The organism is Plantactinospora sp. WMMB334 (assembly GCF_049179095.1).
Taxonomy (GTDB): domain Bacteria; phylum Actinomycetota; class Actinomycetes; order Mycobacteriales; family Micromonosporaceae; genus Plantactinospora.
This window is the reverse complement of record NZ_JBMHME010000002.1, coordinates 1,506,792-1,520,211: the sequence shown is the minus strand read 5'-3', so window position 1 is coordinate 1,520,211 and position 13,420 is coordinate 1,506,792. Positions and strand designations below refer to the sequence as shown.

The 13,420-nt window shown below is 72.1% G+C and carries 6 protein-coding genes; 3 read left to right on the top strand and 3 right to left on the bottom strand.

Annotated elements, in window-relative coordinates; all coding sequences use genetic code 11:
- Positions 1 to 213: 213 nt before the first annotated feature.
- From ACN27G_RS06640 to ACN27G_RS06630, 3 genes are all read left to right on the top strand, one after another.
- Entirely contained in the window at positions 214 to 2,460 is a 2,247-nt protein-coding gene (locus tag ACN27G_RS06640) for an exo-alpha-sialidase (protein ID WP_421491888.1), read from the top strand.
- A 164-nt stretch (positions 2,461 to 2,624) separates the two neighbouring features.
- The gene (locus ACN27G_RS06635; protein ID WP_421491887.1) at positions 2,625 to 2,954 is read left to right on the top strand and encodes an ArsR/SmtB family transcription factor; all 330 of its coding nucleotides are present in this window, start codon (positions 2,625 to 2,627) and stop codon (positions 2,952 to 2,954) included.
- On the top strand, positions 2,954 to 3,673 hold the full coding sequence (locus ACN27G_RS06630) for a cation transporter (RefSeq protein ID WP_421491886.1): 720 nt from the start codon (positions 2,954 to 2,956) through the stop codon (positions 3,671 to 3,673). Before ACN27G_RS06635 ends, ACN27G_RS06630 begins: the two co-directional genes overlap by 1 nt.
- Positions 3,674 to 3,784: 111 nt before the next feature.
- Here ACN27G_RS06630 and ACN27G_RS06625 read toward each other — a convergent pair whose 3' ends face one another.
- The 3 genes from ACN27G_RS06625 to ACN27G_RS06615 form a co-directional block, all read right to left on the bottom strand.
- Positions 3,785 to 4,054 (bottom strand): metal-sensitive transcriptional regulator, encoded by a 270-nt coding sequence (locus ACN27G_RS06625; RefSeq protein ID WP_421491885.1) that lies wholly within the window; start codon positions 4,052 to 4,054, stop codon positions 3,785 to 3,787.
- Positions 4,055 to 4,205: 151 nt separating this feature from the next.
- Positions 4,206 to 9,677 carry a carboxyl transferase domain-containing protein gene (locus tag ACN27G_RS06620; protein WP_421491884.1) on the bottom strand — a complete coding sequence of 1,824 codons (5,472 nt, stop codon included), beginning with the start codon at positions 9,675 to 9,677 and terminating at the stop codon, positions 4,206 to 4,208.
- 527 nt (positions 9,678 to 10,204) lie between these two features.
- Entirely contained in the window at positions 10,205 to 13,228 is a 3,024-nt protein-coding gene (locus tag ACN27G_RS06615) for a family 16 glycoside hydrolase (RefSeq protein ID WP_421491883.1), read from the bottom strand.
- Positions 13,229 to 13,420 lie beyond the last annotated feature (192 nt).

The following is a 13,420-nucleotide window of genomic DNA, read 5'->3' as shown; positions in this document are numbered from 1 at the left end:
GAGTAGCCATCCACCCGCAGCCATTGACATGGAACGCTGCTTCGTCAAGCGTGTCGGGCAACCGCCGGCCCGACCGGCGGACGGCGACTCTCCGGGTACGGGGGTTACGGAAGATGCCGGTCACCTTCGATCGATGGCCGCCGGTCCGGACGCCTCGACACGGAGAGCGTTCCCCCATCGCCGGGCTTCGTGCCGGATCGAAGGAGATACCAGGTGAGACCTGATAATTTCGGCCACCGGCGACGTCGGCGGCGGCGTGCGACCGTGGCCGCGGGCGTGCTGCTGGCGAGTGTCGCCGGCCTGACGCTGAGCACGCCCGGCCTGGCCCTGGTGGAGGATCCCGCGAGCCGTGCCGGGCTGCCGGTCGACGCCAACGGCGTGCGCCTCGGCCCGCTCTTCTCCGTCGAGGACCCGGGCCCCGGCGAGCTGGCCGCCTTCCCCTCCGCCTTCGCCACCGACATCGTCACCGACGGGGCAACCCGCCGGAAGGTCTTCGTGGCCTACTCCCGCAACGCCGACTCCGCCACGGCCGACTCCGTCAGTGGGGTCCGGGTCTCGGAGAACGGCGGCACGTCCTACCACGAGTTCCAGGACAACACGATCATGGCGCAGAACATGGCGCGGCTGCCCGACGGCAGGCTGATCGCGGTCGAGTTCATTCCCGAGTGGGCCGGCGACGAGCGCAGCTCCGTCCTGGTCGTCTCCAAGCTCTCCCGGGACCTGGGGCGCAGCTGGGAGACGGTCCGGGGCCGGTTCACCCCGCCGGCCGGATCGGCCTTCGACCCGAACACCTTCGACCGGGGTCTCCGGGTGCACCGCGGCCCGGTCCTGCTCTCCGACGGCACCCTCATCACCCCCGCCTACACCCAGTACGCCGGGGATCCGCGCAACCGGACAATCCTGTTGCAGAGCACCGACGCGGGACGCAGCTGGTCCCAGCGGGCCTCGATCACCGTGCCGACCGCCGCACAGGGCACCAACGAGGCGAGCATCTCGCGCACGGTCGACGGGCGACTCGTCGCGGTGCTGCGTACCTCCGGCGGGTCGGCCAACCTGTTGCAGGCGTACTCCGCCGACGACGGGCGCACCTGGTCGGAGGCGGTGCCGGTGGCCGGGCCGCCGGGCGCCGACACCGGCAGCGTCGCCCCGGTGCTCGTCCTGCAACCCAACGGGATACTGCTGCTCTCCTACGGCCGGCCGGACAACAAGCTGCTGATCAGCTACGACGGCAACGGCACGACCTGGGAGGACTACCAGGTCACCTTCGCCAACCCGCCGACCCTGGTCGGGCCGGCGCGCAACCACGGCTCCAGCGGCAACACCTCGATGGTGGCGATCGGCGCGAACCGGTCGCTGCTGGTCGGCGACAGCTGCGCGAACTCCTGGGGCTGCAAGCAGTACCACGAGGACTACCGGGTCTGGGCCCGGCACGTCGAGGCGGTCACCCCCGGCACCGGCAAGATCGACCTGGCGTCCCGGGAGCGGGCCGGACTGGTCACGCTCACCGGCACCTTCGCGGCGCGCGACCCCGCCTTCCCGGAGAGCCGGCCGCAGGGTGCCTTCGACGGCGGCGCCGATCCGCGGGCCGCCGCCCGGCTCGTCTCCCGCCCCAACCGGCCGGCACACCTCACCGTCGAGCTGGACCGGGTCTACACGCTGAACCGGATCGGTCTGATGCTCGCACACGGCCGCGCCAGCGACGCCGACGTGTCGGTCAGCACCGACGGCCGGACCTGGCAGCCGGTGACCCAGGTGCGCGGCCGCACCGACTACGCGCTGCGCTACATCGACATCGCTCCCCAACCGGCCAGATACCTGCGGGTGCAGCAGCCTGCCGGCGGCGCCCTGGCGGCGGTCACCGAACTGGAGCTCTACTCCGACGTGGACTCCTTCGAGAACGATCCCGTGATCGGGCTGCCGCGTGGCTTCACCGATGTCCGGAACGCCACCGTGACGGCGGTCGGCATGCAGGGGCACCTCTCGGAGCGGTCGCTGAACCTCGTCGACCTCGCCACCGACGCGCAGGCCACGGCCACCCGGCTGGTGCCCGACGCGCCCACCCGGTCGGTGGAGTTCGTCTTCACCCACCTCGACTTCCGGGGCGCGTTCATGTTCGACGTCCGCGGTCGTGACGGCGCCGGTAACCTGACCACGCCGTGGCACTTCAACCTCACGCCGGTCGCGAACACCTCCGACGTGCAGGTACGGGTCTACGACGGCAGGTCCTGGCAACTTCTCGGCGTCGTCGGCGGCATCTCCTCCGTCGCCGACCGGGGAAAGTGGACGACGGTGTCCGTGCAGGCGTCGGTGGACTCGGCCGTGGTGACCGTGGCGGGACAGAGCTTCACCACCTCCACCCGGTGGCAACCGGCCGTCACCCTCAGCGGGACGACCATCGCGTCGGGAGGTACCGAGTCCTACGGCATGGACTTCTACGTCGATGATCTGGTGATCGACTAGGGTCCCGGGCCGGACGATCGTCGTGGCTGACCGGCGGGCCGCCCCCTTTCCCGCATCCGCCGGTCGGCCACGACCCGGCCCGCACCGGCGCAGCCGCCGGCCGACGGGTACTCCGCTAAAAATTCAGCGATTACTGAATACAGATTCTGCTGTACCGTGGGGACGTGCAGACACTGACGTACGGGCAGGTGCTGGCGAGATTCGGTCACGCGTTGTCCGACCCGACCCGGGCGCGCCTGCTGCTGGCCCTGCGGGAGGGCCCGGGATATCCGGCCGACCTGGCGGAGCTGTTGGGAGTCACCCGACAGAACCTCTCCAACCACCTTGCCTGCCTACGGGGCTGCGGGCTGGTGGTGGCGGTCTCCGAGGGGCGGCGCAGCCGCTACGAGCTGGCCGATCCCCGCCTCTCCCACGCGCTGGGCGACCTGCTCGGCCTGGTGCTCGCGGTCGACCCGGCCGCCTGTCCCGACGCCGCCGAGAACGGATGCTGCTGATGACCGGGCCGCTGGCCGGGTCGCGCGAGGCCGGACCGGCGCCGGACCGGCGGGCCCTGCTGTCCCGGCGGGTGCGACTGCTGGTCGCGGCGACCATCACCTACAACGTGGTCGAGGCGGTGCTGGCGATCACGGCCGGCAGCCTGGCGTCGTCGACGGCGCTGATCGGCTTCGGCCTGGACTCGGTGATCGAGGTGTCGTCCGCCGCCGCCGTCGCCTGGCAGTTCGCCGGGCCCGATCCGCGGGCGCGGGAGAAGGTGGCGCTGCGGGTGATCGCGGTGTCGTTCTTCGCGCTCGCCGGCTACGTGACGGTCGGGTCGGTGCGCAGCCTCGCCGGCGGCGCGGAGGCGCAGCACTCGACGCTCGGGCTGGCACTCGCCTCCGCCTCGCTGGTGATCATGCCACTGCTGTCGTACGCACAGCGGCGGGCCGGCAGGGAACTCGGGTCACGCTCCGCGGTCGCGGACTCGAAGCAGACGCTGCTCTGCACGTACCTGTCCGCGGTGCTCCTCGTCGGCCTCGGCCTGAACAGCCTCTTCGGCTGGTCCTGGGCCGACCCGCTGGCGGCGCTGGTGATCGCCGCGGTGGCGGTCAGGGAGGGCCGCGAGGCGTGGCGGGGTGAGGTCTGCTGCGCACCGGTGGCCGGGACCGCCGACGACGCGACGAGTGCGGGCTGCGCGGACGGCTGCTGCGCACCGGTCGCCGCACCGTCGACGTGACGGGCACGGACGGGACGTGACGGGCACGGACGGGGCGTGACCGGCACGGACGGCGGGACGCGCGGCGCCGTGCCCGGCCGGACGGCGCCGCGACCCACCGCACGCCTGCGGTCAGGCCAGGGAGAGGAAGAGCTTCTCCATCTGGTCGAGGTTGGCCCTGCGCTCCTCGCTGTCGGCGTCGTCGGACATGCACTGCTGCAGCCCGCTGGCCACGATCTTGAAGCCGGCACGGTCGAGCGCCCGGGAGACCGCGGCCAGCTGGGTGACCACCTCGGCACAGTCGCGGCCGTCCTCGATCATCGCGATCACGCCGCGGATCTGGCCCTCCGCGCGACGCAGCCGCTTGACCACCTCGACCGTGGTGTCCCCTTCGATGCGCATGCGTCGACAATACACCCGGGGGTATTTGGCGGAACACGATCGGAGAGTGGCCGGCGGCACCCCCGCCAGACCGGCGGCACCCCCGCCAGAATGGCCAACGGGCCCTTTCGACCTGTACGTCCCCGGGAATCCGCTGGCCTTTCCGCACTCCTCACCCCGCCGGCCGGCGCAGCCGGGCGTCGATCGCCTCGATGATCCGGGGACGCAGCTCGGCCGCGCGGATCACCGCGTCGACGGAGCCGACCTCGACCGCCCGCTGGATGCTGTGCACCCGGTCGAACTCGGTCGCCACCTCGCCGAGCTTCTCCGCCCGCACCTGCGCACGCAGCTCGTCGAGCTCCGCGGCGAGCGACCCGCGCTCGGTGCCGGACGCGGCGGTGAGCCGGGCCTCCGACTCCCGCACCCGTGGGTCGGCCGCGGTGCGCGCGTTGACGTCGGCCGAGAAGACCACCGCCGCGGCGGGCGCTCCGCCGAGCACCGAGGCGAAGGAGCCCTCCAGCGCGAGGACGGTCATGTTCGGGTTGAGCGCCTTGGAGAAGACCACGAACGCGCCGCCGTGATAGCGGGAGATCACGCAGAAGACGATCGGGCCGCGGAAGTTGACGACGGCGCGGCCGATCTCGGCACCGTACTCCAACTGGAGCTTGCGCATCGACTCCGGGGAGCCGTCGAAGCCGGAGAGGTTGGCGAGCACCACCAGCGGGCGGTTGCCGCTGGCCGCGTTGATCGCCCGGGCCGCCTTCTTCGACGAGCGTGGGAAGAGCGTGCCGGCCGTGTAGGTGTCGGGGCCGTCGGTGGGCGGGAAGCCGCGCCGGGGCACCGAGCGGGACTCGATGCCGAGCAGGCAGACCGGGATGCCGCCGAGGTGCACGTCCTGCACCACCGCGGTCTCCGCGTCGGCCATCCCGGCCCAGCGCTCCAGCACCGGGTGGTCCTGGTCGGCGAGGGCACGCATCACCGTACGGATGTCGAAGGGCTTCTTCCGCTCCGGGTTGGTGGTGGCCGAGAAGATCTCGCCGACGGTGTGGAAAGGGCTGCCGGCCACGGCGTGCGGGTGGTCGGAGATGTCCCGGTCCAGCGGGTCGGTGGTGGCGGCCCGTCGTGGGGACGTCTCGCCGGGGACCACGTACGTGTGGTCGTAGTGCGCCATCAGCACGTCGCGCGCGGCGGTGAGCGTCGGCGCCCAGTACTGAGCCTGACCGTTCGGGCCCATCACCCGGTCGTAGCCGCCGATGCCGAAGTTGTCCTCGGCCGAGACGCCGCCGGAGAAGTCGAGCGACTGCTTGCCGGTGAGCACCATCGCCGACTCCGGGGTCATCACCAGGATGCCCCTGGTGTGCATCAGCATCGTCGCCTCGGCGTTCCAGTACGGCTGCGCGCCGACGTTGATGCCCGCGACCACGATGTTGATCTCGCCGTCGGCCTGGGTGAACTCGACGATCCGCTTGAGCGCCGCCGCCACCCAGTCCATGTTCTCGGTGCCGGAGGTCATCGAGATCCGGGCCCCGGCGGAGAGCGCGTACCACTCCAGCGGCACCCGCAGCCGCTCGGCCAGGTCCAGCGCGGCGATCACCCGTCGGCACTCCGGCTCGGCGAGCGCGCCCAGCGACTTCGTCGGGTCGCCGAGCAGCACCACCCGGCGGACCCCCTCGGGGTGCCGCGCGGTCGGCGTGCTGACGACGCCCGCGACGATTCCCGCCCGGTTCTGCCCCTTGGGCCGGTCGACCGGCACCAGCGCGTTGTCGGCGTCGAGATCGTGCTCCACGAAGTCGCCGAGCAGCCCGGTCAGCTCGTACGGGTAGACCGTGTTGCGGCTGCTCGCCCGCAGCACCTTCAGCCGGTACGCGTCGAGCGGCTCGATCGCCTCGTCGGAGGGCTCGCCGATGATCAGCTCGGTCCCGCCCGTGACGTCGAAGGTGATCCGCACGGTGACCTTGGCCAGCTCGCCGGTGCGCCGGTCACGCTGCCGCGCGATGAACTCGATCTCCTCCAGCCCGGCGCCCGCGGTCGTCGGCGCGACCCGCCGCGCGATCATCTCCATCTCGGCGCGGGTGATGGAGATCGGCGGCCAGACGTAGATCACGATCCGGTTGGTGCTGAACCGCTTCTCCGACGGCCGCTGCGCCTGCGCCCGGCGGATCGAGTCGAGACACGCGGCCACGGTGTCCTCGGCGGTCGGCAGCGCGATCAGCCTGCCGTCGTGCTCGCGCAGCTCGGTCAGGTCGCGCACCTGCGCGAACGCCACGAGCCGGTCGTCCGCCGGGTCCTCCCGGGCCACGCACCGGAACAGGTAGACCTCCTCGTCCGCCGACGGCAGCCGGGTGAGGTCGAACTTGCGCAGCCGCTCCAGCTGCATCCGCTGGGCGATGTACGGGTGCAGGCCGCGGATCAGCCGCTCCTCGGCGATGCCGGTGGTTGACGCCCGGAAGGTGAAGTGGTGGTGCATCACGGCGCCGCCCCGGCCGGCGACCGTGGTGGTGATCCGGCGCACCTGCTCGGGCAGCGACTGCGCGGCCGCGACCTGGTGCAGCGCCGCCGCCATCGCGTCGGAGTCGGCCGGCTGCCCCTCCCAGGAGAGGTAGATGTCGGCGTCGACCGCGGACCCGGCGCCGGCCAGCTCGGCGAGCCCGGCGAGCGCACCCCCCAACTGCTCGAAGCCGACCGCGGCGGAGACGAGCCGCGAGCCGGACCGTTCGGCGACCACGAAGGTGTGTCCGGTGGCCTCGACGATCCGGATGCCGGTGAGACCCTTGTTGCCGTAGTAGCGCCGGGTCAGCACCTCGAGCATGACGGAGTTGTCGAGGTTCGCCCGGGCCAACCGCTGGCCGAGCAGCCGCACCAGTGGCTCGGTGCTGCGGACCATCTCGGCGATCCGCTCGTCGCGGTCCGGCGACTGCGGCTGCTCGTCGAGGTGGCGCAGGTGCTTGCGGACCTGGGCGTAGACGCGGGCGCGATTGCGGCGCAACAGTGGCTGGCCGAACCAGGCGAAGACGACGCCGCGGGCGAGGTCGGCGATCACCGGGAAGCGGACCTGGGTGGCCGCGACCAGCCGCTCCAGGACCAGGCCGGCCGGCTCGCGCAGCGTCTCGTCCGGCGGCGGTTCGCGCAGCCAGGAGCGGAGCAGCGTGCTGACCACTGTCGCGTCGGCGACGGCGCGCTGCTGGGCCAGGAAGATGCGGAACACCGCGGCTTCCAGCTCCGCCGTACGCTCCAGCTCGGTGACGCCGTAGTGGTCGAGCGCCTTGGCGAGCCGGGCCTGGAACGACTCCGGCAGCCCGGCCCGCTCGACGTCGAGGCTCTGCAGGTAGGCGTGGAAGTATTCGCGGGCGCTGTGCACACCGGTGTCGATCGGACCGTCCTCGCCCGCCGGCCGGTTGCGGCTCAGCTCGGCCAGGGTGGCGAAGACGTCGAGCAGCTCCACCTCCCCGGCCAGTGGCCGGTACCCGGCGGTGGCGGCCGCCACCCGGGCGGCGAGGTAGTCGCCGAGCACCCGGTGGTCGTCGGTCGGGTCGGCGTCGAAGCCGAGCAGCAGGCGGCGCAGGTCCTCCTGCCCGCGCGCGGCGCGCTGCCGGGCCGGCGCGTCGACCGGCGGGTCCGGCAGGTCGAGCTCGACCGCGCCGACGGTCGTGGTCTCCCGCACCTCGTCGCCGCCGAGCGGATCGAGGCGCAGCAACGCGGCGCCGGCCTCGACCTTGCTGCCCACCGAGACCAGGCACTCCTTGACCCGGGCCCGGAACGGCGCGCGCAGCACCGTCTCCATCTTCATCGCCTCGAGCACCAGCACCGGAGCGTCGGCCTCCACCTCGGCGCCGGGCTCCAGCGGGGTGGCGACCACCAGGGCGGGCATCGGCGAGCGTAGGACGCCGCCCTCGTCCCGCCCGATCCGGTGGGTGATCCCGTCGACCTCGACCAGGTGGATGGCGCCGTGTGTGCCGGTCAGCAGGCGGTGCCGGACGCCGTTGACGACGATCCGCCCGGAGTGCCGGTCGAAGCGCTCCATCTCGACGTCGGCGGTACGGATCTCGCCGCCGGCCTCCACGCCCACCCGGAACCGGTGGGGGCCGACCCGGCCGACCCGGACCCGGTAGCCGGCGCCACGCAAGGTGAGGTCGAGGGGGCGGCCGCTCTCGTGCCGTACCTGCGGCCGCCCGCCGAACGCGGTGGAGAAGAGGCGCTGCCGTTCGACCCGCTCGTCCTCTTCGTACGCCTCGATGCCGGCGACCGCCAGCGCGACCGCGGAGTGCCGTCGCGAGATCAGCCGGCCCTCGCCGCGTACCCGGTCGATCCAGCCGGTGTCGGCGCTGCCGTCGATCACCTCGGGCTGGTCGAGCAGGTCGAGCACGAAGCTCTTGTTGGTCGCACCGCCCTCGATGATCACGGTGGTCTCGGCCACCGCGCGGCGGAGCCGGCCGAGCGCCTCGTCCCGGTCCTTCCCGTACGCGATGACCTTCGCGATCATGGAATCGAAGTCGCCGGGAATCTCGTCGCCGACGCTCACCCCGGTGTCCACCCGGATGCCCGGCCCGGCCGGGAGGTCCAGCCGGGCGATCCGCCCCGGGGACGGCGCGAAGTCGCGGTCGGGGTCCTCGGCGTTCAGCCGGGCCTCCACCGCGTGCCCGCGCTCCACCGGCGGCGTCCCGACCAGCCGGCCGCCCGACGCCACGTGCAGCTGCGCCTTGACCAGGTCGAACCCGGTGGTCGACTCGGTGATCGGGTGCTCCACCTGCAGCCGGGTGTTGACCTCGAGGAATGCGAGCAGGTCGTCGCCCGGGTGGTAGAGGAACTCGACCGTCGCGGCGCCCCGGTAGCCGACCGCCACCGCGAGCCGCTCGGCGGAGGCCCTGAGCTCGGCCGCCCGGTCGGGCGGCAGCACCGGCGAGGCCGACTCCTCGATGATCTTCTGGTTGCGCCGCTGCACGGAACAGTCGCGCACCCCGAGCGCCCACGCCGTGCCCGCACCGTCGGCGATCACCTGGACCTCGACGTGCCGGGCGCCGGTGACCAGCCGCTCCAGGAAGACCACTCCGCTGCCGAAGGCCCGCGCCGCCTCCTGGCTGGTCCGCTCGTACGCCTCGGCCAGCTGGTCCGCGTCGCGCACCACCCGGATGCCGCGCCCACCGCCGCCGGCCGTGGCCTTGAGCATCAGCGGGTACCCGATCCGGTCGGCCGCCTCCAGCGCCGCCTCCAGCGTCTGCACCGGCCCTCGGCTCCACGGTGCGACGGGGACGCCGACCTCCTCGGCGATCAGCTTCGCGCCGATCTTGTCGCCGAGCTTGCGCATGGCATCCGGACTCGGGCCCACGAAGGCGACGCCGATCTTCTCGCAGAGCTCGGCGAAGGCCGGATCCTCCGCCACGAAGCCCCAGCCCACCCAGGCCGCGTCCGCACCGCTGTCGACGAGGGCACGCTCGAGGACCTTCAGGTCGAGGTACGGCCGGCTCGCCGCAGGGCCGAGACAGTAGGCGCTGCTCGCCTCCCGCACGAACGTCGCGGTCTGGTCGACGTCGGTGTACAGCGCGACGGTCTCGATCGGCGCGCCGGTCTCCGCGACCAGCTCACGGACGGCGTGGATGAACCGCATCGCGGCCTCACCACGGTTGACGATGGCAATACGACGAAACACCGCGAGCTCCTGCCTCACCGAACGTCTACTGGGGCGACGGGTCGTTGATCTCGGCTGCCGGTCGTCGCAGGGGCGACGGTGGACGCCAACGTTTCCCTCCTCGTTTCCAGGCATCCTGCCGTATCCATCCGCGTCTCGGTCCGCGAGGATGTGACGGCGTCGCGGTGCGGCCCGGCGGTCGCTCCGGCGGCGTCCGCGCCGGGCGGCGGGCCGACGCCGAGTGACGTCACGTGGAGTAATGCCGCCGTGACGTCGGGTGGGCGGAGGCGCGTCGGTGGCGACGAGGATCGTGCCGGGACGGCCGTCCGGGCGCGCCGCCGTGCCCCGGGCGGGAGTGTCGCGGCGGAGCCGCCGTCGGACGACGGCGCGACGTTCGGCGAGAGTCCGGCCACGCCCCGACTATACGGCCGGTCACGAGCGGCCCGAATGTCCCGAGTTGCGCTCTCGACCAGGTCGCCGCGGCGGTGCCGGAGCGGACTGCCGGGCCGGCGAACCGGCCCGGCAGTCCACGTCCGCCCTCGACCGCGCTACGGGTCGAGCGGCTCGATCCAGATGTCGCGGTACTGGACCGGATTGCCGTGGTCCTGCAACCGGATGGCGCCCGTGGCCGGACCCTCGGGCCGGCTGCCGCCGGTGGGGCCGAGGATCTCGACGTCGTCGTGCACGGTGACGCCGTTCCACACCACGGTCACCCGGGGATTCTCGACCCTGGTGCCGGCCGCGTCGTAGCGGGCCTGCCGGTAGGTGATGTCGTACGACTGCCAGGTCTCCGGTGGCCGGGCCGCGTTCACGTCCGGAGCCTTCTGGGTGTAGATCGCCGCCGCGTCGTTGGTCTGCGGCGGGTCGATGCCGTACGAGTCCAGCACCTGGATCTCGTAGCGGTCCTGGAGGTACACGCCGCTGTTGGCGCGCGCCTGCCCGGTCACGTCCGGCGGATACAGCGGCAGGTTGAACTCGACGTGCAGCCGGAAGTCACCGAAGGCCTGCACCGTGCGCAGGTCCCCGTTGCGTACGGTCATGGCGCCGTCGGCAATCGTCCACTCCGGCTCGCGCCCGTCGGTGTGCTGCCACTCGGTCAGGTCGCGTCCGTCGAAGAGCGTGATCCGCCTGCCGTGCGGGCGGACGGCGAGCACGTCGAGGTTCACGTGCCCGGAGTCCGCAGCCTCCTTACGGTACTCGACCAGGTTGCGTCCCTTCCGCAGCCGCACACTGGCGGTGACCGTGCCCCACTCCTCCCAGGTCACGGTGGAGGGAAAGACCGTCTGCCCCACCCGTTCGCCGTTGACGTGGAGGCTGAGCTGCTTCTCCCCGGAGAAGGGGTTCGGCCCGTTGCTGTAGCGCATCGCCAGGTCGTACGTCCCGGATTTCCGGACGTCGACGGCGATCCTGGTCGACGAGCCGTCGTCGGCGAACCCGGCGGCGAACCCGGCGCCGGAGTAGGCGGCGTGGTCGGTCGCCATGCCGACGCCGACCGTCCGGCCCTCCTCGGCCTCGTAGAACGTCTGCTCCTGCACCACGCGACCCGGGATCTCGTTGAGCGTGTACCAGGCCTCAGTGTTCCACAGCTCCTCGCCGTCGGCCGAGGTGAACGGGCGGGGTGAGCGCACGTGCACGACCCGGTCCTCCTTCAGACCGGGGATGGTGAGCCGGACGGTACGGCGGTCCCGGGAGAGCGCGGCCCGGCTGACGTCGAGCGTCTCCAGCTCGAGCTTGGGCCCGCCGTACTGGCTGGTCGCGCCGTAGCGCCACTGCGACACCTGGTACGCGTCGGCGAGCTCCCCCGCGGTCTGCGCCGACAGCGGTTCGGTGTATTCCAGCTCGAAACCGGTACGCGACGCACGCATCCGCCTCACCTCGAAGACCGAGGTGCCGTTGGGTGTCAGCTTCTGCAGCCCGTGGCTGAGCTTGCCCTCCTGACCCCAGTTGCCGCCGGCACCCAGGCCACCCACGTAGAGCGCGCCGTCCGGGCCGAGGGCGACCTCGTTGATGCCGGACTCCAGGCCCTGGGTGTGCCGGAACACCGCGCCCTGGTACTGCCCCTCGACCTTCTCCAGGAAGACCCGTTGCAGGCCGCCGTAGGTCACGTCGCCGACGACGAGCTGCCCCTGGTACGGCCCCTTTCTCAACAGCACCGGGCTGGACGGCGAGTTGGCGATCTCGTTCTGCGGCAGCCAGACGATGGGCCGGGTCACCGGCCGGTCGTCGAACGGGCCCGCCGGGGTGGTGTAGTGGTTGTAGAACGCTCCCGGCCTGATCTCGACCAGCTTGGACGCGGGCAGCCAGCCGCCCTGGTTGTCGGTGACCAGGACCTCGCCCCGGGGACCCCACCCGATCCCGTTGGGAGTACGCAGCCCGCCGGCGACGTACGTGATCTTCCCGGTCCGGGCGTTCACCCTGATCGAGGTGCCCCGGTTCGGCGCGGGCTGGGGCACGGTGGTGGCGCCACCCAGGTCGATGGCGACCGAGAGGTTGAGATAGAAGTAGCCGTCCCGGTAGAGCAGGCCGAACGCGAACTCGTGGAAGTTGCCGCCCCACGGCCAGGTGGCGACCGTCCGGCGGCTGTCCGCGACGCCGTCCCGGTCGGTGTCGCGCAGCGCTGTCAGCTCGTGCTTCTGGCTGACGTAGACGGTGCCGCCGACCACGGCAACGCCCTGCGGTTCGCGGAGACCGTCCGCGAACCTGCGGTAGGTCACCCGCCCCGGGCCGGTCCGGCCGGTGGCCCCCTCGACCACGTAGATCTCACCTGTCGCGTTGTCGGTGCCGCCCCAGGTCGAGATCACCAGGTCGCCGTCGGGCCGGAACGCCATGCCGGTGACCTGCGGCTCGAACCCGTCGGGACGCAGGTCGGTGAGGGTGTAGCCGGGGTGCACCCGGTCGAGCGGCAGGCCGTCCCCGGCCGAGTCGGTGGCGCCCTCACAGTACTTCCACCCCGGCGCCGTGACGCGTACGACGCCCGCCTCGGTGCTCAGCGCGGAGGTCGGCACGAGCACGAAGTCGTCGGCGCCGGGGACGCGCCACTCGAGCCGCAACACCTGGTCACCGCCGTTGTCGAAGAACTCGACGAAGAGCGGGTGCAGGCCGGCGCCGAGGGTGATCGACCCTTCCTGGGAGGTCTCGCCGTGCAGACCGTCGTGGTCGACGACGCGTTGGTCGCCGATGGTCAGCCGTGACCCGTCGTCGCTGGTGAGCCGGAACGTGTAGCTGCCGTCGACGGGGGCGTCGAGGTTGGCGGTCACGTGGCTGATGAACCGGTCGGAGAGGCCGAACTCGTCCGTGCCGGTCCAGTTGACCTGCGGCATGAGCTTGTCGACGTTCGGCGTCTGCGCGGGCTTGAGGGTGCAGAGCGTCGAGAGTGGAGTGCCCATGTCGTACGAGCGCAGGGTGACGCCGGGCTCCTGCGGCGGGATGTCGGCGGTGGGCACGGCCCTGACCTCGGCGGCGACGGCCGCGGCCGGGGCGACGGCGGCCGCGGCGGAGAGGGTCGCCAGCGCGGCGGCGGCGGCCACGAGCGCGGCTCGACGGCGGACGGGCCGTCGGTGCGGGACGGTCACGGTTCCTCCTGAGGGGTTACGGCTCCCAGCCCGGAAGCAGTCGGCGAGTTTCCTCCGTGGACCAATCGATACGACCTGAGTACGCAAAAGATAGATCGCCGACCTTACCACTTTCCATCGATCTAGCTAAAGTTTTGACTGGCCGACCAAAAGTCGGTACAGCCTGCCCAGTAATGACCGAAAGCTCCCCCG

Excerpts from the sequence above, each read along its gene's own strand:
- ACN27G_RS06625 (WP_421491885.1), bottom strand. The coding sequence starts at position 4,054 with ATGCGCATCGAAGGGGACACCACGGTCGAGGTGGTCAAGCGGCTGCGT.
- ACN27G_RS06630 (WP_421491886.1), top strand. The coding sequence starts at position 2,954 with ATGACCGGGCCGCTGGCCGGGTCGCGCGAGGCCGGACCGGCGCCGGAC.